This is a genomic window from Streptococcus mitis, assembly GCF_003943905.1.
In the GTDB taxonomy this organism is placed as follows: Bacteria; Bacillota; Bacilli; order Lactobacillales; family Streptococcaceae; genus Streptococcus; species Streptococcus mitis_BC.
In genome coordinates, this window is record NZ_RJNS01000001.1 from 242,450 (window position 1) to 266,973 (window position 24,524).

19 protein-coding genes are annotated in these 24,524 nt (G+C 41.7%); 11 read left to right on the forward strand and 8 right to left on the reverse strand.

Annotated elements, in window-relative coordinates; genetic code table 11:
* Positions 1–19: 19 nt before the first annotated feature.
* From D8854_RS01275 to D8854_RS01315, 9 genes are all read left to right on the forward strand, one after another.
* Positions 20–673 carry a uracil-DNA glycosylase gene (locus D8854_RS01275; RefSeq protein WP_125449673.1) on the forward strand — a complete coding sequence of 218 codons (654 nt, stop codon included), beginning with the start codon at positions 20–22 and terminating at the stop codon, positions 671–673.
* Positions 674–682: 9 nt separating this feature from the next.
* Positions 683–1,147 carry an NUDIX hydrolase gene (locus D8854_RS01280; RefSeq protein WP_125449086.1) on the forward strand — a complete coding sequence of 155 codons (465 nt, stop codon included), beginning with the start codon at positions 683–685 and terminating at the stop codon, positions 1,145–1,147.
* Between the two features lie 12 nt (positions 1,148–1,159).
* Positions 1,160–2,428, forward strand: a complete 1,269-nt coding sequence (locus D8854_RS01285; protein ID WP_125449088.1) for a dihydroorotase — start codon at positions 1,160–1,162, stop codon at positions 2,426–2,428.
* A gap of 41 nt (positions 2,429–2,469) precedes the next feature.
* Positions 2,470–3,810, forward strand: a complete 1,341-nt coding sequence (locus D8854_RS01290; RefSeq protein WP_125449090.1) for an MATE family efflux transporter — start codon at positions 2,470–2,472, stop codon at positions 3,808–3,810.
* Positions 3,811–3,988: 178 nt separating this feature from the next.
* The gene (locus D8854_RS01295) at positions 3,989–4,957 is read left to right on the forward strand and encodes a thiamine pyrophosphate-dependent dehydrogenase E1 component subunit alpha (protein WP_125449092.1); all 969 of its coding nucleotides are present in this window, start codon (positions 3,989–3,991) and stop codon (positions 4,955–4,957) included.
* 15 nt (positions 4,958–4,972) lie between these two features.
* A complete protein-coding gene (locus tag D8854_RS01300; RefSeq protein ID WP_000448714.1) occupies positions 4,973–5,965 on the forward strand; it encodes an alpha-ketoacid dehydrogenase subunit beta in 993 nt (330 codons plus the stop codon).
* A 454-nt stretch (positions 5,966–6,419) separates the two neighbouring features.
* Complete coding sequence (locus D8854_RS01305; protein WP_125449094.1) at positions 6,420–7,463, forward strand: dihydrolipoamide acetyltransferase; 1,044 nt, start codon at positions 6,420–6,422, stop codon at positions 7,461–7,463.
* A 45-nt stretch (positions 7,464–7,508) separates the two neighbouring features.
* Entirely contained in the window at positions 7,509–9,212 is a 1,704-nt protein-coding gene (gene lpdA / locus D8854_RS01310) for a dihydrolipoyl dehydrogenase (RefSeq protein WP_125449096.1), read from the forward strand.
* Positions 9,213–9,407: 195 nt separating this feature from the next.
* Positions 9,408–10,397: a lipoate--protein ligase gene (locus D8854_RS01315; protein ID WP_125449098.1), complete on the forward strand. Its 990-nt coding sequence runs from the start codon at positions 9,408–9,410 to the stop codon at positions 10,395–10,397.
* A 74-nt stretch (positions 10,398–10,471) separates the two neighbouring features.
* On the opposite strand, the gene xerS is transcribed toward D8854_RS01315, so the two are convergent.
* From xerS to ylqF, 5 genes are all read right to left on the reverse strand, one after another.
* Positions 10,472–11,542 carry a tyrosine recombinase XerS gene (xerS, locus tag D8854_RS01320; RefSeq protein ID WP_125449100.1) on the reverse strand — a complete coding sequence of 357 codons (1,071 nt, stop codon included), beginning with the start codon at positions 11,540–11,542 and terminating at the stop codon, positions 10,472–10,474.
* A 179-nt stretch (positions 11,543–11,721) separates the two neighbouring features.
* Positions 11,722–12,165, reverse strand: a complete 444-nt coding sequence (locus D8854_RS01325; protein ID WP_125449102.1) for a MepB family protein — start codon at positions 12,163–12,165, stop codon at positions 11,722–11,724.
* 82 nt (positions 12,166–12,247) lie between these two features.
* Complete coding sequence (locus D8854_RS01330; RefSeq protein WP_125399487.1) at positions 12,248–13,798, reverse strand: ClC family H(+)/Cl(-) exchange transporter; 1,551 nt, start codon at positions 13,796–13,798, stop codon at positions 12,248–12,250.
* A gap of 16 nt (positions 13,799–13,814) precedes the next feature.
* Complete coding sequence (locus D8854_RS01335; RefSeq protein WP_125399488.1) at positions 13,815–14,594, reverse strand: ribonuclease HII; 780 nt, start codon at positions 14,592–14,594, stop codon at positions 13,815–13,817.
* Positions 14,581–15,429, reverse strand: coding sequence for a ribosome biogenesis GTPase YlqF (gene ylqF / locus D8854_RS01340; protein WP_125449104.1), 849 nt, complete (start codon positions 15,427–15,429; stop codon positions 14,581–14,583). The genes D8854_RS01335 and ylqF overlap by 14 nt, the downstream gene beginning before the upstream one ends.
* Positions 15,430–15,638: 209 nt before the next feature.
* Between ylqF and mazE the strand changes: the two genes are divergently transcribed.
* Positions 15,639–15,854, forward strand: a complete 216-nt coding sequence (gene mazE, locus D8854_RS01345) for a type II toxin-antitoxin system PemI/MazE family antitoxin (protein WP_001098942.1) — start codon at positions 15,639–15,641, stop codon at positions 15,852–15,854.
* Entirely contained in the window at positions 15,838–16,194 is a 357-nt protein-coding gene (locus D8854_RS01350; protein ID WP_125399490.1) for a type II toxin-antitoxin system PemK/MazF family toxin, read from the forward strand. Before mazE ends, D8854_RS01350 begins: the two co-directional genes overlap by 17 nt.
* Before the next feature lie 33 nt (positions 16,195–16,227).
* On the opposite strand, the gene D8854_RS01355 is transcribed toward D8854_RS01350, so the two are convergent.
* From D8854_RS01355 to rexB, 3 genes are all read right to left on the reverse strand, one after another.
* Positions 16,228–17,406, reverse strand: a complete 1,179-nt coding sequence (locus D8854_RS01355; RefSeq protein WP_125399491.1) for a hypothetical protein — start codon at positions 17,404–17,406, stop codon at positions 16,228–16,230.
* A 169-nt stretch (positions 17,407–17,575) separates the two neighbouring features.
* Complete coding sequence (addA, locus tag D8854_RS01365) at positions 17,576–21,229, reverse strand: helicase-exonuclease AddAB subunit AddA (RefSeq protein WP_125449106.1); 3,654 nt, start codon at positions 21,227–21,229, stop codon at positions 17,576–17,578.
* Complete coding sequence (gene rexB / locus D8854_RS01370) at positions 21,226–24,501, reverse strand: ATP-dependent nuclease subunit B (RefSeq protein ID WP_125449108.1); 3,276 nt, start codon at positions 24,499–24,501, stop codon at positions 21,226–21,228. The genes addA and rexB overlap by 4 nt, the downstream gene beginning before the upstream one ends.
* Between the last annotated feature and the right edge of the window lie 23 nt (positions 24,502–24,524).

Here is a 24,524-nt window from a genome sequence, read left to right on the forward strand (position 1 = left end):
AAAAATGAAGGAGTTGGCGATGCAACACTCATCTTGGCATGCTTTGATTAAGGAGCAATTACCTGAAGGTTATTTCGGTAAAATCAATCAATTTATGGGGCAGGTCTATGCCCAGGGAACTGTCTATCCACCTAAGGAAAAAGTTTTTCAGGCTCTCTTGACTACACCACTTGAAGAAGTTAAGGTGGTGATTCTAGGGCAAGACCCCTATCACGGGCCAGGTCAGGCACAGGGCTTGAGTTTTTCTGTTCCTGACTCTATCCCAGCGCCACCGTCCTTGCAAAATATCTTGAAAGAATTGTCAGATGATATCGGGGTTAAGAAATCACATGATTTGACCGCTTGGGCTGAGCAAGGAGTCTTACTTCTCAATGCTTGCTTGACGGTTCCTGCTGGTCAAGCCAATGGTCATGCTGGGCAGATATGGGAGCCTTTTACAGATGCTGTGATTCAGGTGGTCAATAATCTAGACAGACCTGTAGTCTTTGTACTCTGGGGTGCTTATGCACGCAAGAAGAAGGCCTTGGTTACCAATCCTCACCATTTGATTATCGAATCAGCTCATCCCAGTCCTTTATCTGTTTTCAGAGGATTTTGGGGTTCCAAGCCTTTTTCTAAGGCTAATGCATTTTTAAAAGAGACAGGACAAGTGCCAATTGATTGGCTTAGATAAGGAGAGAATATGCCTCAGTTAGCGACGATTTGCTACATTGATAACGGAAAAGAACTGCTCATGCTGCATCGCAATAAGAAGCCGAATGATGTCCATGAAGGCAAATGGATTGGTGTGGGTGGTAAGCTAGAGCGAGGAGAGACACCTCAGGAGTGCGCTGCGCGTGAAATCCTCGAAGAGACAGGGCTCAAAGCCAAGCCAGTACTTAAAGGTGTTATCACTTTTCCAGAATTCACACCAGATTTAGACTGGTACACCTATGTTTTTAAGGTGACGGAGTTTGAGGGTGACTTGATTGACTGCAATGAGGGGACGCTAGAATGGGTTCCCTATGATGAAGTTTTGGGCAAGCCAACTTGGGAGGGTGACCACACCTTTGTTGAGTGGCTTTTAGAGGACAAACCCTTCTTTTCAGCTAAGTTTGTTTATGATGGGGATAAATTGTTGGATACCCAAGTTGATTTCTATGAATAAAGGAGAAAACAGATGTTACTAATCAAAAATGGTCGTGTAATGGATCCCAAGTCTGGTTTGGATCAAGTGTGTGATATTTTAGTCCAAGACGGGAAAATTGTCAAAATTTCCCCTGAAATCAAGGAAGAAGGAGCAGAGCTAATTGATGCTACGGGTCTTGTAGTTGCGCCTGGTTTAGTGGACATTCATGTTCACTTCCGTGAGCCTGGTCAGACCCACAAGGAGGATATCCATACTGGTTCTCTAGCAGCCGCTGCAGGTGGTTTTACAACGGTTGTCATGATGGCTAATACCAATCCAACCATCTCAGACGTAGAGACTTTGCAAGAAGTTCTCCAGTCTGCTGCCAAGGAAAAGATTAACGTCAAAACGGTTGCAACTATTACTAAGAACTTTAATGGGCAAGACTTGACTGACTTTAAGGCGCTTTTAAAAGCAGGTGCCGTTGGTTTCTCAGATGACGGTATTCCGCTTGAAAGCAGCAAGGTTCTCAAAGAAGCCTTGGAGACTGCTAAGAAACTTGGCACCTTTGTTTGTCTACACGAGGAAGATCCAGGCTTGAATGGGATTCTTGGCTTTAACGAAAACATTGCTAAAGACCACTTTAAGATCTGTGGTGCGACAGGGATGGCAGAATACGCCATGATTGCGCGTGATGTTATGATTGCCTACGCAACCAAGGCACATGTTCACATCCAGCATTTGTCTAAGGAAGAAAGTGTCAAGGTTGTAGAGTTTGCTCAAGGTCTGGGGGCGCAAGTTACAGCAGAAGTTGCACCACAACATTTCTCTAAGACAGAAGCACTCCTTTTGACGCAAGGAAGCAATGCCAAGATGAATCCTCCGCTTCGTTTGGAATCAGACCGTCGTGCTGTTATTGAAGGCCTCAAGTCAGGCGTCATCACAGTTATCGCGACAGACCACGCGCCTCACCATGCAGATGAGAAAAATGTAGAGGATATCACCAAAGCACCATCTGGTATGACTGGCTTAGAAACCTCTCTTTCTCTTGGTTTGACTTATTTGGTGGAAGCTGGTGAGCTAAGCTTGATGGAATTGCTAGAAAAAATGACTGTTAATCCAGCCAAGCTTTATAACTTTGAAGCAGGTTGCTTGGCTGAAAATGGTCCAGCGGATATCACTATTTTTGACGCTAAAGCAGATCGTACTGTTGGTCCTGATTTCGCTTCAAAATCAGCTAATTCTCCATTTATCGGTGAAACTTTAAAAGGGCAGGTCAAATATACTATCTGTAAGGGACAAATCGTCTATCAAAACTAGATGGGACTTTGCTCTATAAACTATAAGAATAGAGAGCGTATATGTATCCAACCCATCAATTTAAAGAAAAGTTTGTCTTATTTCTTAAGATATTTTTTCCTATCCTGATTTATCAATTTGCCAATTATTCTGCCTCTTTTGTTGATACAACTATGACTGGGCAGTACAATACCATGGACTTGGCTGGTGTTTCAACTGCAACGAGTCTATGGAATCCTTTTTTCACCTTTTTAACAGGGATTGTTTCGGCCATGGTGCCCATCATCGGCCATCATCTAGGACGGGGCAAAAAGGAAGAAGTAGCATCTGACTTTTACCAATTTATCTACTTAGCTTTCGGACTGTCTTTGGTCTTGCTTGGCATGGTAGTGTTCTTAGCGCCGCCTGTCTTAAACCATATCGGACTAGAAGCTCAAGTAGCGTCAGTTGCAGTTTCTTATCTTTGGTACCTTTCTATCGGGATTATTCCCTTGTTGCTTTTTAGTGTCATTCGGTCATTGTTAGATTCTCTTGGTTTGACCAAGCTATCTATGTACCTCATGCTTTTGTTACTTCCACTCAATAGTGGTTTTAACTATCTCTTGATTTATGGAGCTTTTGGTTTTCCTGAGCTTGGTGGTGCAGGAGCAGGGCTGGGAACTTCCCTAGCTTACTGGTGTCTCCTTGGAATCTCTGTCATCATCCTTTTGAAGCAGAAAAACCTAAAAGAACTTCATTTAGAACAAGGTGCCTCTCTGAATTTAGAGAGAATCATGGAAGGAATTCGCTTGGGCTTACCAATCGGTGGAACTGTTTTTGCTGAGGTTATTATTTTTTCAGTCGTTGGTTTGATTATGGCTAAGTTTTCGTCTATGATTATTGCCAGCCACCAGTCAGCCATGAACTTTTCGACGCTCATGTATGCTTTTCCCATGAGTATTTCTTCTGCCATGGCCATCGTTGTTTCTTATGAGGTAGGAGCTAAGCGCTTTGATGATGCTAAGACCTATATCAAACTTGGACGTTGTATAGCACTGATATTTGCAGGCTTTACATTGAGCTTTCTCTATATTTTGAGAGATGTCGTAGCCAGTTTATATGGCAATAATCCTGACTTCATTGAACTAACATCTACCTTCCTAACTTATAGTCTTTTTTTCCAGTTAGCTGACACCGTTGCAGCTCCGCTTCAGGGGATTTTAAGAGGGTATAAGGACACTATCGTTCCTTTCTATCTTGGCCTAATCGGATACTGGGGAGTAGCGATACCTCTAGGATATCTACTAGATCAAGCAACTGACTTAGGGGCATTTGCCTACTGGATTGGGTTGATTGCCAGCTTAATTGTTTCTGGTTGTTTGTATCAATGGCGATTGCAAACCGTAATGAAAAAATTGAGCTAATTTTAAGAAATTATCCTGAAAAATCACTTTGTGAAAAAATGCTCTAACTAGAGAGAATCCCTGTTTTAACAGGGGTTTATTTTTTTATATTGTGAAATTTTATCGGTCATATACTTTGACAGTGTATACTAAAAAAGGTAAAATAGTAAGGTAAGTACAAAGTTAGAAAGGCAAGATTATGTCAACTTTAGATAAGAATCTTTTGCTAGAGATGTTCCGTAAGATGGAAGAAATCCGTCGCATGGACTTAAAAATTGCTCAGTTAGTGAAAAAGGGAAAAGTCCCTGGTATGACTCACTTTTCTGTTGGAGAGGAAGCTGCTAACGTCGGAGCTATGCTGGCCCTCAATCCAGATGATCTGATTACCTCAAATCACCGTGGTCATGGTCAAGCTATCGCCAAAGGGATTGACCTCAACGGAATGATGGCTGAAATCCTTGGAAAATACACTGGAACCTGTAAAGGAAAAGGTGGTTCTATGCACATCGCCGACCTTGATGCGGGTAATCTCGGTGCCAATGGTATCGTTGGTGGTGGTATGGGAATCGCTGTTGGTGCAGCCCTCAGTCAGCAAATGCAACATACTGGTAAAATCGTTATCTGCTTCTTTGGAGATGGTGCGACCAACGAAGGTGTTTTCCACGAAGCAGTGAACATGGCTTCTATCTGGAAACTTCCTGTTATTTTCTACTGCATTAACAACGGTTATGGGATCTCTGCGGATATCAAGAAAATGACCAATGTAGAACATATTCATCACCGTAGTGCTGCATATGGAATCCCTGGAATGTTTATCGAAGATGGAAACAATGTCATCGACGTTTATGAAGGATTTAAGAAAGCTGTGGACCATGTTCGCGGAGGAAATGGTCCAGTCTTGATCGAAAGTGTAACCTATCGCTGGCTTGGTCACTCATCATCTGACCCTGGTAAATATCGTACGCGTGAAGAAGTGGAATTGTGGAAACAAAAAGACCCAATTGAAAACCTTCGCAAGTACCTCGTTGAAAATAATATTGCAAGTGCTCAAGAATTGGAAGAAATCCAAGCACAAGTCAAGGAAGCAGTGGAAGCTTCTGTTAAATTTGCAGAAGAAAGCCCATTCCCACCACTTGAATCAGCCTTTGAAGATATTTACGCAGACTAAGGAGAAAGAGATAAAATGGAAACAAAAACAATGTCCTTCCGCGACACCATTATCCTTGCTATGTCTGAGGAAATGCGTCGCGATGAAAATGTGTTCTTGATGGGAGAAGACGTCGGTGTCTTCGGAGGAGACTTCGGAACTTCTGTTGGAATGCTTGAAGAATTTGGTCCAGAACGTGTCCGTGACTGTCCGATTTCTGAAGCTGCCATCTCTGGAGCAGCAGCAGGAGCTGCCATGACGGGACTTCGTCCAATCGTCGATATGACCTTCATGGACTTCTCGGTTATTGCCATGGACAATATCGTCAACCAAGCTGCTAAAACTCGTTATATGTTTGGTGGTAAAGGTCAAGTTCCAATGACTGTCCGTTGTGCAGCTGGTAACGGAGTTGGTTCTGCAGCACAGCACTCGCAATCTCTAGAGTCTTGGTTTACTCACATTCCTGGACTTAAGGTTGTGGCACCTGGAACGCCTGCTGATATGAAAGGACTGCTCAAGTCTTCTATCCGTGATAACAACCCTGTTATCATTCTTGAGTACAAGTCAGAATTTAACCAAAAAGGAGAAGTGCCAGTTGATCCAGACTATACAATCCCACTTGGGGTTGGGGAAATCAAACGCGAAGGAACGGATGTAACAGTTGTTACTTATGGAAAAATGCTTCGTCGTGTGGTTCAAGCTGCTGAAGAATTGGCAGAAGAAGGAATTTCGGTTGAAATTGTCGACCCACGTACCCTTGTACCGCTTGATAAGGATATCATCATTAACTCAGTCAAGAAGACTGGTAAGGTTGTTCTGGTCAACGACGCCCATAAAACAAGTGGCTATATCGGAGAGATTTCAGCTATCATTTCAGAATCAGAAGCATTTGACTATCTAGATGCACCAATCCGCCGTTGTGCAGGAGAAGATGTGCCAATGCCTTACGCACAAAACTTAGAAAATGCAATGATTCCAACAGTTGAAAGCATCAAAGATGCCATCCGTAAAACTTATAACAAAGAATAGAACAACATAAGATAAATTATGTAATCTATTTCTGGATTTTAACTTTAGTAACTTGAGATATGTTTTGTATCCAAGTTATTTGTAAAGTTGCGACAGGAGGGAGTCGAATCGATTTTATTCGACGAACGACTTAGTAAGTCTACTAGGTTGACCGCCTGATAGCGGCAACCATAGTAACTTGAGACACTTTCCGTGTCCAAGTTACTTGTAGAGTTGTAATTGAATTCGGACGGAGGTCTGCGAAAAAAAGATAGAGTTCTTTGTGTTCATCGAACACATCGTCAATCTCCTATTTTTTCATTGCCCTCTTCGTCCTTAATATCTTAAATTAGAGCACGGGCTAAAAGTTCGGAAAAAAGGTAAATCTCCTTGACTTCATCGAAGTCTGCGTAGATTTCCTATTTTTCGGTCGCTTTTAAACGCCCTTTGCATCATAAATAGAATTGGAGAGGTCATGGCTGATGACAAGCTAAGAGCGACTCCTGCGGCTAGAAAGTTAGCGGATGATTTAGGTATCAACCTCTACGACGTTTCTGGCTCAGGTGCAAACGGTCGTGTCCACAAAGAAGACGTGGAAACTTATAAAGACACAAACGTGGTTCGCATTTCGCCACTTGCAAAACGAATTGCCCTTGAACATAACATTGCTTGGCAGGAAATCCAAGGAACTGGTCATCGTGGTAAGATCATGAAGAAGGACGTTTTGGCCTTCCTTCCTGAAAATATCGAAAACGACACCATCAAGTCTCCTGCTCAAATCGAAAAAGTGGAAGAGGTTCCTGATAATATCACTCCTTATGGTGAGATTGAGCGCATTCCAATGACACCAATGCGTAAGGTTATTGCTCAACGTATGGTTGAATCCTACCTAACTGCGCCAACCTTCACGCTCAACTATGATGTCGATATGTCTGAAATGCTGGCTCTTCGTAAGAAGGTTCTTGAACCAATCATGGAAGCAACTGGTAAGAAAATTACGGTTACTGACCTTCTTTCGCTTGCTGTTGTTAAGACATTGATGAAACATCCTTACATCAACGCTTCATTGACTGAAGATGGCAAGACTATCGTCACTCACAACTATGTCAACCTTGCTATGGCAGTTGGAATGGATAATGGATTGATGACACCTGTTGTTTATAATGCTGAAAAGATGAGTCTTTCAGAGTTGGTTGTAGCCTTCAAGGATGTCATTGGTCGTACCTTGGATGGTAAGTTGGCACCGAGCGAGCTGCAAAACTCAACCTTCACGATTAGCAACTTAGGAATGTTTGGTGTACAGTCCTTTGGACCAATCATCAACCAACCAAACTCTGCTATCTTGGGTGTCAGCTCAACGGTTGAAAAACCTGTCGTTGTGAATGGAGAAATCGTTATCCGTCCAATTATGAGCTTGGGCTTGACCATTGACCACCGTGTAGTTGATGGAATGGCAGGAGCTAAGTTTATGAAAGACTTGAAAGCCTTGATTGAGAATCCGATCTCAATGTTGGTTTAAGGATACAGTATTTATTTTTAAAGATATAGATAAAGGAAGTAAGACATGGCCTTAGAAGTAATTATGCCAAAAGCCGGCGTGGATATGACAGAAGGACAAATCGTCCAATGGAATAAAAAAGTCGGTGAATTTGTAAAAGAAGGAGAAATCCTTTTGGAAATCATGACTGACAAAGTCAGCATGGAATTGGAAGCCGAAGAAGATGGATACTTGATTGCCATCCTTAAAGGAGATGGTGAAACTGTTCCAGTAACTGAAGTTATTGGTTACCTTGGAGAAGAAGGGGAAAACATCCCAACAGCTGGAGCAGCTGCGCCAGAATCAAAACCTGCACCTGCAGCTAGTGCCTCAAACGACGATGGTAAGAGCGATGATGCCTTTGATATCGTTGTGATTGGTGGAGGTCCTGCTGGTTATGTGGCGGCGATTAAAGCTGCTCAACTTGGTGGTAAGGTTGCCCTTGTTGAAAAATCTGAACTCGGTGGAACCTGCTTGAACCGTGGATGTATCCCAACCAAGACCTACCTTCACAACGCTGAAATCATCGAAAACATCGGTCATGCAGCAAACCGTGGTATTGTCATTGAAAATCCAAACTTCACTGTAGATATGGACAAACTCCTTGAAAGCAAGTCTAAGGTTGTCAATACTTTGGTAGGTGGAGTTGCAGGTCTTCTTCGTAGCTACGGAGTTACTGTTCATAAGGGTGTTGGTACTATTACTAAAGATAAGAATGTCTTGGTTAATGGTTCAGAATTGCTTGAAACCAAGAAAATCATCCTTGCTGGTGGTTCAAAAGTCAGCAAGATCAACGTTCCTGGTATGGAATCTTCACTCGTGATGACCAGTGATGACATTCTTGAAATGAACGAAGTTCCAGAAAGCCTTGTTATCATCGGTGGTGGAGTTGTCGGTATCGAACTCGGTCAGGCCTTCATGACCTTTGGTTCAAAAGTAACTGTTATCGAAATGATGGACCGTATCGTTCCAGCTATGGATGCTGAAGTTTCTAAGAACCTTCGCTTGATCCTTGAGCGTAAAGGAATGACCATCTTAACAGGTACAAAACTGCAAGAGATTATCGAGGAAAATGGTCAACTTCGTATTAAAGTTGAAGGAAAAGACGATATCATCGCAAGCAAAGCTCTTCTTTCGATTGGACGTGTTCCAGATCTTGAAGGTATTGGTGATGTTGAGTTTGAATTGGATCGTGGTCGCATCAAGGTCAACGAATACATGGAAACTTCTGTTCCAGGAATTTACGCACCAGGTGACATCAATGGTACCAAGATGTTGGCCCACGCAGCCTTCCGTATGGGTGAAGTTGCAGCTGAAAATGCGCTTAAAGGAAACCATGTTGTAGCGAAACTCAACTTGACTCCTGCAGCCATTTACACTCTTCCAGAAGTAGCAGCAGTAGGGTTAACAGAAGAGCAAGCTCGTGAGAAATACGATGTTGCTATCGGTAAATTCAACTTTGCAGCTAACGGACGTGCCATTGCTTCTGATGCGGCTCAAGGTTTCGTTAAAGTCATTGCAGATAAGAAATACGGAGAAATCCTTGGCGTCCATATCATCGGTCCTGCAGCTGCAGAATTGATCAACGAAGCGTCAAGCATCATCGAAATGGAAATAACTGTTGAAGAAATGCTGAAGACCATCCACGGACACCCAACATACTCTGAAGTGATGTACGAAGCATTTGCGGATGTTTTAGGAATGGCTATCCATTCACCTAAGAAAAAATAAATAAGATTTTCAACTAAATTTTCTTAAAGTAGTACGGACGGCAGCGACCTCTATTAGAGTTCCATGCCTAAAAATTGAGCCTCTTGTCACAATTTTTCCGAGAAATGTAACGATAACACGTTACATTTCTTTTTACCACTTTAGAAAATTGGATTGCTATGAACAGAATTTAAAAACTAAATTTTTGGAAATACTATGAAATATATTATCAATCATTCAAACGACACTGCTTTTAATATCGCCTTGGAAGAATATGCCTTTAAACATCTATTGGATGAGGATCAAATCTTCCTACTTTGGATTAACAAACCATCTATCATCGTCGGGCGTCACCAGAACACTATCGAAGAAATTAACCGTGATTATGTTCGAGAAAATGGTATTGAGGTAGTCCGTCGTATCAGTGGTGGCGGAGCTGTTTATCACGATCTAAACAATCTCAACTACACGATTATCTCAAAAGAAGATGAAAACCGTGCCTTTGACTTCAAGAGTTTTTCAACTCCAGTAATCAATACCTTGGCTCAACTTGGTGTTAAAGCTGAATTCACAGGTCGTAACGACCTTGAGATTGACGGTAAGAAGTTCTGTGGAAATGCCCAAGCCTATATCAATGGCCGTATCATGCACCATGGTTGTTTGCTCTTTGACGTTGATTTATCAGTCCTTGCCAATGCTTTGAAAGTTTCAAAAGATAAATTTGAATCAAAAGGTGTGAAATCCGTCCGTGCCCGTGTAACCAATATTATCAATGAATTGCCAGAAAAAATCACAGTTGAAGAATTCCGTGATTTGCTATTGGAATACATGAAAAAAGAGTACCCAGAGATGACCGAATACGTTTTTTCTGAAGAAGAATTGGCTGAAATCAATCGTATCAAAGATACCAAGTTCGGTACTTGGGACTGGAACTACGGTAAATCACCTGAATTTAACGTTCGTCGGGGAACAAAATTCACCAGTGGTAAGGTTGAAGTTTTTGCCAACGTCATTGAATCAAAAATCCAAGATATCAAGATTTATGGAGACTTCTTTGGTATCGAAGATGTTGCAGCTGTAGAAGATGTCCTTCGTGGAGTGAAATACGAACGTGAAGATGTCCTTAAAGCTTTAGAAACTATTGACATCACACGCTACTTTGCTGGTATCAGCCGTGAAGAAATCGCTGAAGCGGTAGTGGGATAAAAGGAAAAGAAGTTGGTTGCAGAACCAGCTTCTTTTTACGAGTTCTAGTTTACATAATTTATAGTATGTAACATCTATAAACTGTCTAAAGCATTCTTTTGTTCATCATTGACGATATGGGTATAGAGGTCAGTGACTTGTGTGCTGGCATGTCCTAGCTGATGGCTAACCAAAACTTGCGATTTAGTTGCATCATAGAGTCTAGTTGCTAGCGTATGGCGAAGTTTGTGGGGAGTTACACGGACTTTGAAGTATTCAGAGTACTTAGCAACCATCTTTTCAACGCTGGAAGCATCGATACGATTGGGAACACCACGATATAAGGTCAGAAAGAGCGCTGTATCCGTCTTTTCCGTCTTATAGCGTTGATTTCGAATGGCTAGATAATTCTCTAGATAAGGCTTGGCAAAGGCCGCGACATTGACCGAGTCACGTTTGCCACCTTTTCGTGTGACATCAATAACCATCATTTTGAGATTGAGGTCTCTTAGATCCAGATTAACAGCTTCAGATAAGCGGACACCAGATGCCAAGAGAAGGGCAATAATGGCCAAATCACGTTCCTTATTTTTATTGAATGACGAGAGCGCGCGATTTGAGAGCTGTTGTGGGTACTCTTGGTCGATATAAGTCAGAAAACCTTCTGTTTCATCACCTAGAAAGAGCTTTTGTTTGATATTTTCAGCTCTAGCAGCAAGTGTTTCTTTCTTTTTCTTGGTTGAAACTTTCTTCATTACATTACGATAGAAATAGGGTTCTCCCTGGTCGTTTTCAACTTCCTCGGTCAGATACTTGTAAAGACTAGAAAGGGCTGATAAGGTCCGATTGATGGTTGTCTGCGAAACGCCTTGTTTGGTTGTATTGGCATTCAGCAAAGGTCGTTCTCGTAGATATAGGATAAAGGATTCCATGTCTTTTTTTGTCATATGTTCTAAGACAGATAAGGGGATATCGGCCATTGTATCAACGTTTGAAATGCCAGACTCCAAAACCCAGCTAAAAAATCGATCGTATTCCTTGAGGTATTCGTACAAGGTCGTAAAACTGTAGGGAACAGCAAGCTTAGATTGGTAATATTCCAAAACATACCAGGGCATGATTTGTTTTAGTTTGTCGATTCGTTCCAGTAAAATCTCACGTTTCATGTATTTTCTCCATAATTAAGTCTACTAGTAGTATAGCATAGACTTATATATTTTTCAAGAAAATTATAGTTTTTCGGAAAGATGGTGTGAGGAGGTAATCAATCTCACTTTACTACAAAAAAGATAATAAAAACAAGATAGAATTGAGAAACTAAACCCTATCTTGTTTTTCCAAAAACTTATTTCACTAATTCGATTTTTTGAAAAAAATCAAGTTGCCATTTTTGTGTTGCTTGAGCTGTTTTATTTAAATTTGTGCACCAAGGAGGATAAAATCTCATAGACATTTTTCCTTTGCTATTTGTTGTCGAGAGAATTTTTTTATGAATAGCCACCTCTTTTGGAATAATAAATAACCCCTTGTTATCATTATCAATGACAACGATAACAAGTTCGGTTCCTAAATCTTCATTGGTATAAGGGATGTTCATGTTATTTTGGTCTTTTTTCCAAAAAACTGTAAAATATCCTTCTTTTTTCGGTGTTCTTTTTGCTAAGCGACATCTTTTATATTCTTGCTCTTCCCTTATCTTGATAAGAATGCCTTCGTATTTTTCATTCCATTTTTCTTTAATAAAATCCAAATCACCATAAAACTCATATAGAACATCTAGTATTTTCATTATGATGTATGTCCTCCCTTATCAAACAAAATTTCCACGACATGATATATATTTTACATAATATAAATTATGTAAACATAATCTACAACAACAAATCTTTGACTTTCCCAATTTCACTTTTTGGAATCACCAGGTGAATCATATCACCCAGATACATTCTAGTTGAGCCGTTAACTGTTTGGCTTTTGCCATTATGGACTTGGGTGGTGATGAGTACGTTGTGTGGTAAGTTGAGTTCATGGACTTGTTTTCCTGCAATTTTATCTGAAACAGGGATTTCGATAAGAGTTACTTCTCCTTCGTCTGTCGCTTCTTCTGGCAGCATTTTCTCCAACATGGCTTCGTATACTGGAGCACCCTTTAGTAGATCCATAATAATGTAGGCTACTAAGGTTACAAGTCCAAGGGGCATGAGGTTTCGAATGTCTCCTACCATTTCGGTTACAAGGATCATGGCTGTTAGGGGAGCCTTGGATATTGCTCCAAAGTAGCCACTCATTCCTAAAATGATAAATATTGGAAATTGTTCCTGACTGACAAGACCAAGATTCACACAAATGACGCCGACTAGGGCACCAAGTAAGGAACCAAGGGCCAATATTGGTAGGAAGATTCCTCCTGGAAGACCACTTCCATAACTAACCATGCTCCAAACAAAGCGAATCAAAAAGTAAGCTAATAGAACTTGGAAACTGAAATCTTCCTTAGTTAGGGAAAGAACAAGCTGATTTCCCCCACCGAGAATTTGTGGTAGAAAAACCCCTACTGGTATGATAAGGATAAAAGCTAAGATTGGATAATAAGCTCTTTCTAAATGGATCTTTTGACCAAGCCAGTCATATACTTTGCTGACATTTAGCACAGCTTTCTCATAAAGAAAACCTGATAATCCGAGAAAAATACCCATGAAAAGATAAATCCAGTACTGATCTAGAGTCATGAGAGGGATATTGTCAGGCATATCCAGTACGGGTGTTAGGCCAAATATGAGTAGAGAGACAAAGTTTGCTACAATGCTGGCTGCTAGAGTGGAAACCCAGAAAAATCGTGAAAAGTGATGATAGACTTCTTCTATTACAAAGAGGAGGCCTGCAATTGGTGCATTAAAGGCAGCTGCTAATCCTGCTGCAGCACCACTAGCAATTAAGGAACGTTCCTCAACTGGACTCGATTTGAGCCATTTAGCAATGCCCTTACCACCAACTGCTCCAAGTTGAATACTTGGCCCTTCTCGACCTAGCATGAGTCCACTAGCAATAGCTAGAATACCTAGAATATATTTCCTCCAGAGAACACCCCACCAATTAAGCGACATGAGTCCTTTTAATTCGGCCTCAACTTGTGGGATCCCTGATCCTTTGATATCTTTCTCTGAGCGAGTTAATTTAGCACTGAGCCAGCAGATGAGTATGTAAAACAGAACAAGGACAAAAAGATTGCGCACTAGGTGCGCTTGATCTTGATAGAGGCCTTGTATCAGGTGGAAGCCTTTTTCGATTAAGAAACGAAAAGATCCGACGATTAGCCCGACAACTAGCCCGACGATAATCCCTCGCCCAACTTGGGATAATATGGTACTTGAGGCAAAGGCAAATTCTTTCTTGGATCGGAGTATTTCTGACTGTTCCTCCATAATCATTTCCTCCAATTTAACTTTCTTTATTTGCTGCAACCAGTGATTTTATCGGTTCAAAACTGGTTCGATGAATGGGAGTAACTCCTAGTTTATTGAGACCTTCTAAGTGTTTTGCTGTTCCATATCCAGCATTTGCAGTGAAATCATATCCAGGATACTGATTGTCGTAATCCTTCATTAAATTATCTCGTGTTACTTTGGCCACTATGGACGCAGCTGCGATAGAGAGCGAGTTAGCATCTCCCTTGATAATTGCTGTTTGGGAAATTGGTAAATCAAGCCGCATGGCATCAATCAAGAGGTGCTCAGGCTTGGGACTGAGCTGAGAGATTGCTTCCTTCATAGCAAGCTTGGTTGCTTCGTAGATATTGACTTGGTCGATGACATGATTATCCATGATTCCAATGCCGATTACCAATGCTTGATCTTGAACGGCTTGAAAAATTTCCAAATGTTTCTTTTTTGGGATTTTTTTACTATCGTTGAGGCCTCTGATTTTACAATTTTTAGGCAAGATTACCGCTGCAGCGACCACAGGTCCAGCAAGTGGACCACGGCCGACCTCGTCAACGCCTGCTATTAGGGTTAATCCTTGTTTATAAAGCGCCTTTTCATAGGAAAGCATAGATTCCAAACGAAGGTCTTCATCCAGTTCTGCCTGAATGGCTTTTTTCCGCTTGCTGATTTCCTTTTGAACTCCAGTTCGGCTATCTTTTTCCAGTTCAAGAAAAAGAGAATTATCTAGGTCTTTGACAGTCGCAAGAAGTTCCTTGATTTCTTTAATCGTCGTCATCGATGTCGTCCAATGTATCTAAGGTATAGTTACCGAGTTTTCCATCACGGACTTCCTTGACGAAGAGGCTGTAAAAGCGGTCGTAGTCGTCACGGAAACCGAGGGCACGTGTCATATCCATGATGATAACAGGCGCTTCTTCTATCTTCATTTGTTTGAAGCGTTCAGCTAGCTTTTCTGGATAATGTTTTTTGAAATAATTGAGACCAAAAATGGTCACCTCATCCATAGGAAGCAACTGGTCTTTGATAGCTCCAGTCAAGGCTAGTTTTAGAGCGACGGTTTCATCTTCGAACTTAGGCCAAAGAATCCCTGGTGTATCTAGGATTTCAAGGTCTTTATTGGTTTTGAGCCATTGTTGCCCCTTGGTAACACCTGGTTTATTGCCGACAACTGCAATCTTTTTCCCAGCCAAACGGTTCATGAGAGTTGACTTACCAGCATTTGGAATTCCGATAATCATGGTCCGCAAGGTTTCAATTTTGATACCGCGTTCTTTCTGGCGTGCAATCTTATCAGCCATGAGCTTTTTAGCCGCATCTGTCACAACTTTTACAGTCACTTGCTCTTTAGAATTGATAGCCAGTGTTTGAATCCCCTGTGATTCAAAATATTGACGCCATTCTTTAGTCATTGATGGATCAGCCAAATCTGCCTTGTTCAAAATCAAAAGTTTGGGTTTATCACCAACAATTTTGGTTAACATAGGATTTTGACTAGATAAGGGTAGCCGAGCATCCACCAAAATTGTCACAAAATCAACAAATTTTAAATTCTCCTGAACCTGTCGCCGAGCCTTAGACATGTGGCCCGGAAACCATTGAATAGTAGCCATAATATTTTCTCCTTCCGACTAAAAAAACGTAATAAAACGTTTTCTTTCTCACCATCTATTCTATCATAAATTAGGTGCTTTTGCACAGGCTTTGACTAAAATAAAACCACACTATAGCACATAACTTAATTTATGTAATTAAACATTTGCTTGACTTTTTTTGCTAACAGGTATATACTTAGTGTATACTAATTCGTGGAGGTAGAGCAATGAATACAGTAAAGACTCGGAAGGTGGGGAATTCTCTCACTGTGACCATTCCTAAAAATTTAGGTATGACAGAAGGTCAAGAAATGGTTGTCTACAAAGGGATTGACGGAGTCATTGTCTTAGCTCCAAAATTAAAAGATCCCTTTGATGGGATTACTGATTTGAGAATGACAAATGATTTTGAAGGGGTAAGGTCACTTGATAGCGAAATCTGACTATATTCCTGAGAAGCAAGATATCATTTGGCTTGACTTTGATCCATCAGTTGGTCGAGAAATCCAGAAACGGCGACCTGCCTTGGTAGTTTCTAGGAGAGAATATGCCTTGCAAACTGGTTTTGTGGCTGTCTGTCCCATCACTCATGGCCAACAACGTTTGGCAGAGAAAGGCTTGCTCGTTCCTGTCTCGTCGGATAAGGTAGATGGCGCTGTCAATCCATTTCAACTATATACATTTGATTTTCGGATGCGTAATGCTCAAAAAATAACAAGAATGGACACACAATGTTTTCAGAAAGTCGTCCAACTTTACCAATACATTTTTGAAGATACATAAATCCTACCATGCATAGACAAGGTAGGATTTTTTCTATATGAGTAACCTATCTAAAAATGGGTGAAGGCAATTGAGGAGAATTCCTCTAATCCAGCTTTCTTGTGCAGATGATAGATGTTCTAGCTGAAGGCATTCTTTTAGAAAATCACGGACTTGTTCTGGTGCAATTTCAAACTCAAAGGCTTTCATCTTGTAGAAAAAGTCGATGAGATGCTCAGATAAGTAATCATCTGAAAAGGGAACTTCACCACTTTTTCGATATTCTAATAAGAGCCGAGCAAATCGGGATTTTTCTTCAGGAAGCTCACGGAAATAAGAATTAAGAAGCCAAGTTTGTTTCTGCTTTCGTTCAATCGGATCTTGATTTGCAATTCGCTGATCCTTTTCCAGCTCCTTTTGGTTTTGTTTAGCCTTGATAGCCCGTTCTTCTCTATTTTTACCAAAGAGGATTTTTTCCCACTTTCGTTCTTCTTGGGTTAGGGTTTCTGTAAAGCCAAAGTAATCTTGATAGGCTCGTTCTGCAGGACCCATGGCAAGAATGAGATTGTCTGCGTATTGCTTAGCGATTTTATCTCTTTTCTTGCGTTCTTTCTCTGCTTGAATCCGTAAATGCTGCTCGTAGTCGATTTTCTCCTTGCCTAGTTTGACAAGGTAGAGTTGGTCATCGGTCTTACCAAGTAAAAAAGGTTTGATACACTTTTCCAGCACTTCTTCCATACGAGCCTTTTTCTTTGGCTCTGCCTTGGTCCAACTTCCGCCTTGAAAGACTTCTAGGAAGAGCTGATAATCTTTCTCAGGCGCGAATTGATTGCCGCGATTGGCTTTGAAAACACCTTTCCCCCAAAACCATTTTAGAAGTCGTTCGTCAAAATCGCTTTTATTTACCTTGATTTTTCCCTTTTTTTTAACTTTTCTAGTCAGATTTTCAACCTTTCTGAGCAGTTTTTCCTCCTCTTCCAGTTGCTGGTCTAAAGTCAGTCGATGAAAATGACGAACACAATCACTGCCAATCGGAAAAAGGCGTTGGCCTGTGACAGTATTAAAGAGTTCGTAAGAGTATTTAATGGCATTTCCGCAGATACAATTACTGCGCCCAATGCCATTAAAAATCAAGGAAACTTCATTCCATTCCTTGGTAGCTTGATCCCAAGTATCGGCTTTTGAAGCCTGTAAAACCGCATCGTGCAGAGATTTTCTAACTGGAAGTGTCATGAGGTCTCCTTTCTAATACTCAATGAAAATCAAAGAGCAAACTAGGAAGCTAGCTGCAGGTTGGTCAAAGCACTGCTTTGAGGTTGTAGATGAAACTGACGAAGTCAGTAACCTTACATACGGCAAGGTGAAGCTGACGTGGTTTGAAGAGATTTTCGAAGAGTATAAATTATACTTTTACAACTTGAACCTCGTCTTTACCGAGTAAAATTAGGTATTTTTCAATATTTTCAATCAAATAGGCTCGAGATAAAGCCTCTCCGTATAGGGCTAACTGACCACGGTAGCGGTCTATGAGTTGACTTGGTTGATCATAACGGTCAGTCTTGTAGTCAAAAAGAACGATGCGATCCTCATAAAGCAGATAGCCATCCAAGATCCCACGGACAACGAAGTCTTCCTGACTCTTTTGGTCTCGTTTAAGCATGGAGAAAGGTTGCTCGCGATAGAGATGGCCGGTATTAGCGAGAATTTCCTGACCAAGTGCTGTATCAAAGAATGCGAGAATTTTAGAAAGATTGATCTTGTCTCTTACAGCTGGACTAGTCTGAACTTGTTTAAGAGTATCTTTCAGGCTAGCAAGTGTTGGTTGCTGACTAAGGTCAATTCTTTGCATCAGTTCGTGGGTTGCACTACCAATCTCAGCTCCTGTTACCTTTGCTTTAGTTGAAAAATCAGGTAAAGCAAAGCTGATTTGCTTTTCCGGTGATTGAGTTTGGTTAGTAATTTCTACCCCTTCCATATCCATAACAGGTTCGTAGAATTTCTTGATTTGACTTGGGGTTTGAACACTTGGTAGTTCAATGGCTGCGCGGTGAAGAGTATTATAAACTTCCACCTCTTTCAGCATTTCCAGAGCTTCTTTGATGGTTTCTGACTGGCGATTGTCTGCTTGAGAGCTATCTTGGAGAGGACTCTTGTTTTCCAATTCACCAATAGCTTCTCTGGTAAGCTGATCTTCACCAACAAAGCGATAGCTAAAGTTGAGATTGTCCTTGGCAAACACTTTGATGATAGCCCAAATCCAATCTTGAAAATTCTTGGATTGCAATCTGGTATTGCTACCTAATTTTCCGCTCTCAGCTGCCGGGTATTCCTTTGCTTCCAGCTTTTCACGAGAACCCTTGCCAACAAGATAGAGCTTTTTCTCAGCTCTCGTCATGGCAACATACAGCAGACGCATCTGCTCTGAATAGCTAGCCAGTTGCAATTCTTCTTCATTCTGCGTATAAGTTAGGCTGGGAATGGAGAGTTTGATGGTTTTAGGATAGTGTGCTTCCACTGCTCCTGTCTCTACCTTGGCAATGTATTTGACACCAAGCCCATTTTGACGACTGAGAATGACGTCTGACATCGAATCTTGCTTGTTGAAGTCCTGATCCATGTTGAGGATAAAGACGTAAGGGAACTCCAGCCCTTTGCTCTTGTGAATGGTCATGAGTTCCACGGCATCTTTAGGCGGTGCGACGGCTACGCTTGCGAGATCGTGCTGGGCTTCTAGGACTTGGTCAATCATACGTATAAAACGCGACAAACCCTTGAAATTACTCTTTTCAAACTGGTCAGCTCGCAGAGCTAGGGCGTAAAGATTGGCCTGTCTGGCTGGACCGTTTGGCAAGGCTCCAACATAGTCATAGTAAAAACGGTCATTATAAATCTTCCAAACCAAGTCATAGAGAGAGTGGGTTTTGGAATACAGGCGCCAAGAAGACAAAATATCTATGAATTGATCTAGTTTTTCAGCTAGTTCTGTGTGAATCAAGTCTTTTTGGACGGTATCCTGTTTTTGAGCATTAACAAGTTTCTCATAAAGATTCTCTTGGACTTTATCAGCTGCTTTCTGAAGGGACAAGCGTGCCAACTCGTCCTCATCAAAGCTAAACATAGGAGACTTCATAAGGGCAACCAAGGCATAGTCTTGCAAGGGATTGTGAATGACACGAAGGGTGTCTAGCATGACTTGTACTTCTAGGGATTGGAGATAATTGTTTTGCTCGCCGTCGGTTTTAACAGGAATCCCGTACTCTGACAGAGCGAGGAGGATCTGGTCATTGCGACTACGACTGGAAGTCAAAAGGGCAATTTCTTTGAAGGCTACACCTTTTTCTTGATGGAGCTTCAGGATTTCCTTGATGACTAGACGCATTTCCCCAGTGAGTTTCGTTTCTGTTTGGCTCTCTTCCTCCTCTTGCCCACTATCGTCCTTATCGTAGAGGAGAAATTCTGCCTTGTCGTCTGGATTAGGAGTCAGTTTAGTATTAGCAAAAACAAGCTGGTGCATGCTGTCATAGTTGATTTCGCCGACCTCTTGGTCCATGAGACGTTCAAATACATGGTTGGTTGCTGACAGCACTTCTGAACTACTACGGAAATTTTCTTTAAGAAGAATCAACTTGCCTTCTTGAGGATTTTTCGTATAGCGTTGGAATTTCTCATTGAAAATCTGTGGATCTGCCTGACGGAAACGGTAGATGGACTGCTTGATATCCCCCACCATAAAGCGATTGTGACCATTCGACAACAATTCCAGCATTCGTTCTTGAATGTGGTTGGTATCCTGATACTCATCGACCATGACTTCGTGGAATCGTTCCTGATAAGCCTCGCGGACTTGTGGGAAATTCTCTAAAATCTCAATGGTGTAATGACTGATATCAGCGAATTCAAAAGCATTTTCCTGGCGTTTACGTTCACGATAAGCCTCCACAAAATCACTCATGAAGGTTTGGAAAGTTTTAGCTAGCTCCCAGGTGTCTTCATGATAACGCTCTTGGTAGTCGAGAATCGTTATCTGGTCCGCCAGTTGTCCTAGTTTAGCAAACTGAGCCTTTCTCTCATCGTTATAGGCATCAGCCAGTGGCTTCAATTCAGCCTTACGACTGGAATTGGCTAGAGCACGACCATTTTTCTCCTTAGAGATGGCGACAACACGCGCAAGCACTGCTTGATAAGCTTGGCTATCGGACTCTTGATTTAAGGAGCCAATTTCATCCAGAACCTGTTGCACAGCTTCTAAATAGGCAGCTTTTGGAAACTCCTTGGTATTATTATCCAGATGATAACGGAAAAAGCTTTCCAAATCCCAAAGCGCCTGCTTGATTTGCTCAGTTAGTTTTTCTTTTTCACTAGCAAAATCAGCTTCTTCAAATCCCTTGAGAAAAGATTGACTCAGCCATTTTTGCGGATTACTGGTGGATTGGAGGAAGTCATAAATTTTGTAGACTTGCTGGCGCAAACCTCGTTCATCCTTGCCACGCCCAGCAAAGTTCTTGACCAAACGACTAAATTTCTCTTTATTTTCACCTTGGTAATGGTCTACAAAAGCCTGATGAAAAACTTCATTTTTGAGGATTAACTGCTCACTTTCATTCTGTAAAATACGGAAATTTGGCGCAATATCAATCAGATAGCCATGTTTACCGAGGAATTTTTGTGTGAAGGAGTCCATAGTTCCGATGGCCGCGTTTGGTAGATCAGCCAACTGTCGTCCCAAGTGTTGTTTGAGATCAACATCATCGGTTTCTTGGATTTGCTGGCTGATTTTTTTCTCCAAGCGTTCCTTGAGTTCGGTAGCAGCCTTGACAGTAAAGGTTGAGATAAAGAGTTGACTGATTTCTACACCACGTGCTAATTTGTCCAGAATACGCTCTGCCATAACAAAGGTCTTTCCAGAACCAGCCGATGCTGAGACTAGGATATTCTGCCCAGCAGTATAAATCGCTTGGATTTGCTCGGCTGTTTTCTTCTGTTCCTTGCTCGAATTTGCTTCTGCTTCTTTCAATTTTTGAATCTCTTCCTCAGTTAAAAAGGAAATGGGCATCATCGATTCAACTCCTCTCTCATTTTTTCAAACCAAGCTTGCTTGAGCTTTTCTCCGACCAGACGCTTGCCATCAGCCTGTTCTAACTTCTCAAGGAAACGGGCTTGTCCCAAGTGATAATTGGCTTCAAATCCAGTGATGGCTTGGTGTTGCTGGACGTATGGGGCAATACTTCTGCCGTTCTCTGTGTAGGGATTGATAGCGAACTGGCCTTGTAAAATCTTCTCAGCTGCTTTCTTGTAAAGATGGGAATTATAGTCTAGTAAGAGCTGGAACTCCTCATCTGTCAGCTGATTGGCCTTGTTTTTGTTGTAAAATTCTCCCAAATGACTACTTTCTTTTTCTAAAAAGAGCCCCTGGTATTTCATTGACTTGCTGGCTTCTGCTACTGCTCCAGCCAAACTCTTAACGGTCAACAGAGATTGGACAGGCTCTGCCATTTCTAGGTACATAGCGCCGAAAAAGTTCTGTTCCCCTTCCTTTTTAAGGGCAGCAAGATAGGTAGGCAACTGGGAATTAAGTCCATTGAAGAAATGAGGAAACTGGAACTGGGTCAGACTAGACTTGTAGTCTACCACTCCTATCGCTCCATCAGCTTTCAGGCGGTCAATACGGTCAACCTTGCCTCGCACATGGACACTCCGACCATTATCCAATTGAATAAAGGCCTGATCTTTGCCGCCAAATGTTGCTTCCTCTTGAATGGTTTCAATGGCTGGATTATGACGAAGGATGTGGCCAGTAGTCCGAGCCACATCAAGTAAAACTTCCTTGGTAAATTGGGCTTCCAAACTTTCTTGATAAATAGCTTCAAATTCGCGTTCTTGGCTGGTTTCCTTAATGGCTTGTTCCAAACGCTGGTCAAATGGATTTTCAGCAGGGAGTTTCAAGGCACGTTCAAAAATACGATGCAAGAAATTCCCATGACTACGAGCATCTGGACGCAGGCGCAATTCTTCCTGCAAACCTAAGACATAACGGAGGAAATAACTGTATTCATTGCGGTAAAACTCCGTCAAACCAGACGTAGACAGGTAAAACTCCTTGTCAGCGGGATAGAGAGCCTGCAAGGTCTCTTTTTCTAATGGCTTGCTGCTTGGGCTAGTTGGGAGTGCAGGATTTGTAAGACCTTTCTGATCAAGTTTTTTCCCCATGACACGCGCTAGAACCTTGACAAAGGTCACATCTTGTTCATTTTCACTAGAAGCAGCTTGCTGATGATAGGCAACAAGGCTAGACAAGAGACTATGATATGATCCCATATCTTCCTTAGACATACCTTTGTGATGAATCTTCTTCTCTGTCCGATTAAAGCCAAAACTCACCAGTTCCTGAAGATAAGCTGATTCCTTGCTCTCATTTTCATTGAGGAGACTTGGAGCGGATAACACCAACTGCTTACGAGCAGCATTGACCAAGGAAAGCATGGTATAGCGATTTTTCTTGAGGTTTTCACTACTTGCAATCAGTAATTGCGCTCCCTCCTCAGTTGCTTGGTTTAAACTTTGTCTTTCTTCGTCTGTCAAAAGACTGGTGTTTTGCGCGATTTTTGGTAAATGATCCTGAGTCAGCCCGATGGCGTAGACAAAGTCAGCTGTCAGAGGTGAAATTAGATCGTAACTCTGCACCAGAACGGTGTTCACTGTCGCTGGAATGGTGCGATACTGGGACAAACTCATTCCAGAATGGAGCAAGGATAGGAAATCCTCTAGACTAACTTGTGAACCAGCAAAAACCGTCGCAAATTGTTCTAAAACATGGCAGAAGGTTTTCCAAACTTCGGCTTGTCTTTCCTGTTCAAGAGCTTCCATAGTAGCTGTCAACTCTTGCAGTTGCTTGGTCACCGATCCTTCTTTTAGAAAGCTATTCCACTTTTGCAAGAGATTTTCAGTCTTTTGCTTCCGACTAGCAAATAAGGTTTCAAGTGGCGCCAAAACGCGCAGACGAATAGCATTCAAGCGTTTCAAATCAAATTTTCCATGGTGGGATTTGGTGAAGGCCTGCTGAAAAGCTGGCAAGCCATTGATGCCAAGATAGCGAAGATATTGTTCAAAAGCATCAATATCCGCTTGGCTAAGGTCAGTATACAGGCCAGTTCTGAGGAGATTAATCAAATCCTCCTGACGAAAACGGTAGCGTTTCAAACGTAAAATAGATTCGACATACTGAGTCAAAGGGTGGTGAGCCATGGATTCACTTCTACCAAGATAGAAAGGAATTTGGTACTGGTCAAAAATAGTTTTCAGTGATAGCTGGTAAGAAGCCACATCTCCAAGCAAAATTCGAAAATGCTTGTAACTCAGATCTGGATTGTCATGTAATTTCTGACGAATGCTACGTGCTACTAACTCCAACTCCTCTTTTTGCGTCAAGCAAGACCAGATTTGCAGATTTTCACGGTCTTTCTCATCGATATCTAAAGCGAGTTCTGAAAAGTCATAAGAAGACTCCAGCAAATGAGAAGCCTTATCAAAACTATCTATTATCTCATGTGTGTGAGAAAAATCCTGAGCAGGTGTTTGGTATTTTGCCCCCAAATGATGAAGAAATTCCACACTGGCTTGATAGAGATTGCCTTCAGTGAACGGACTGGTATAGGCTTTCTTGCTTGCATAAGCCCCAATAACAATCTCGGCTCCTTTGCGATGGAGTAGATCCACTACATGCTCTTCTTCGGCAGAAAAACGGGTAAAGCCATCAATAACCAAGGCAATCTGGCTAAAATTACTACTAACTTTGTCATTCTCAATAGACTCAATCAAATGAGACAACTGACTTCCTTGAGCCAACTGGCTTTGATTGAGATAAGCAGTCACTTTCTCAAAAATCAAGAGTAAGTCTGCTCGCTTATCCTCATCTGTTAAACTTTCCAAGTCCAAAAAGCTCATCTGAGCAGTCGTCATCTCATGATAAAGTTCAATCAATTGCTGGATAAATTGAGGATCCTGCTTAATCGCACCATAAACTCGCAAGTCCTTGGGATCTAGTTCAGCAAGACATTTATAAAAAGCCATCCCAAGACCGATGTCATCCAGACTGGTCTTTGTAGGCAAATCATTCAAGATCAGGTAACGAGCCATTTGAGCGAAACGCGTGACGGTAATCGCAAAAGAAGCCTGCTGGGACAAGCATTCCAGCACGGCGCGTTCTTTTTCAAATGAAAGAGAGTTGGGGGCGATGTAGAAAACCCGCTTGCCAGCAGCAACCAGCTCTTCTGCCTCTCTCGTTAAAATTTCAGTCAAAGAAGTCCGAATATCAGTATACAGTAATTTCATCTCTGCCTCGTTTGGTTTATCAA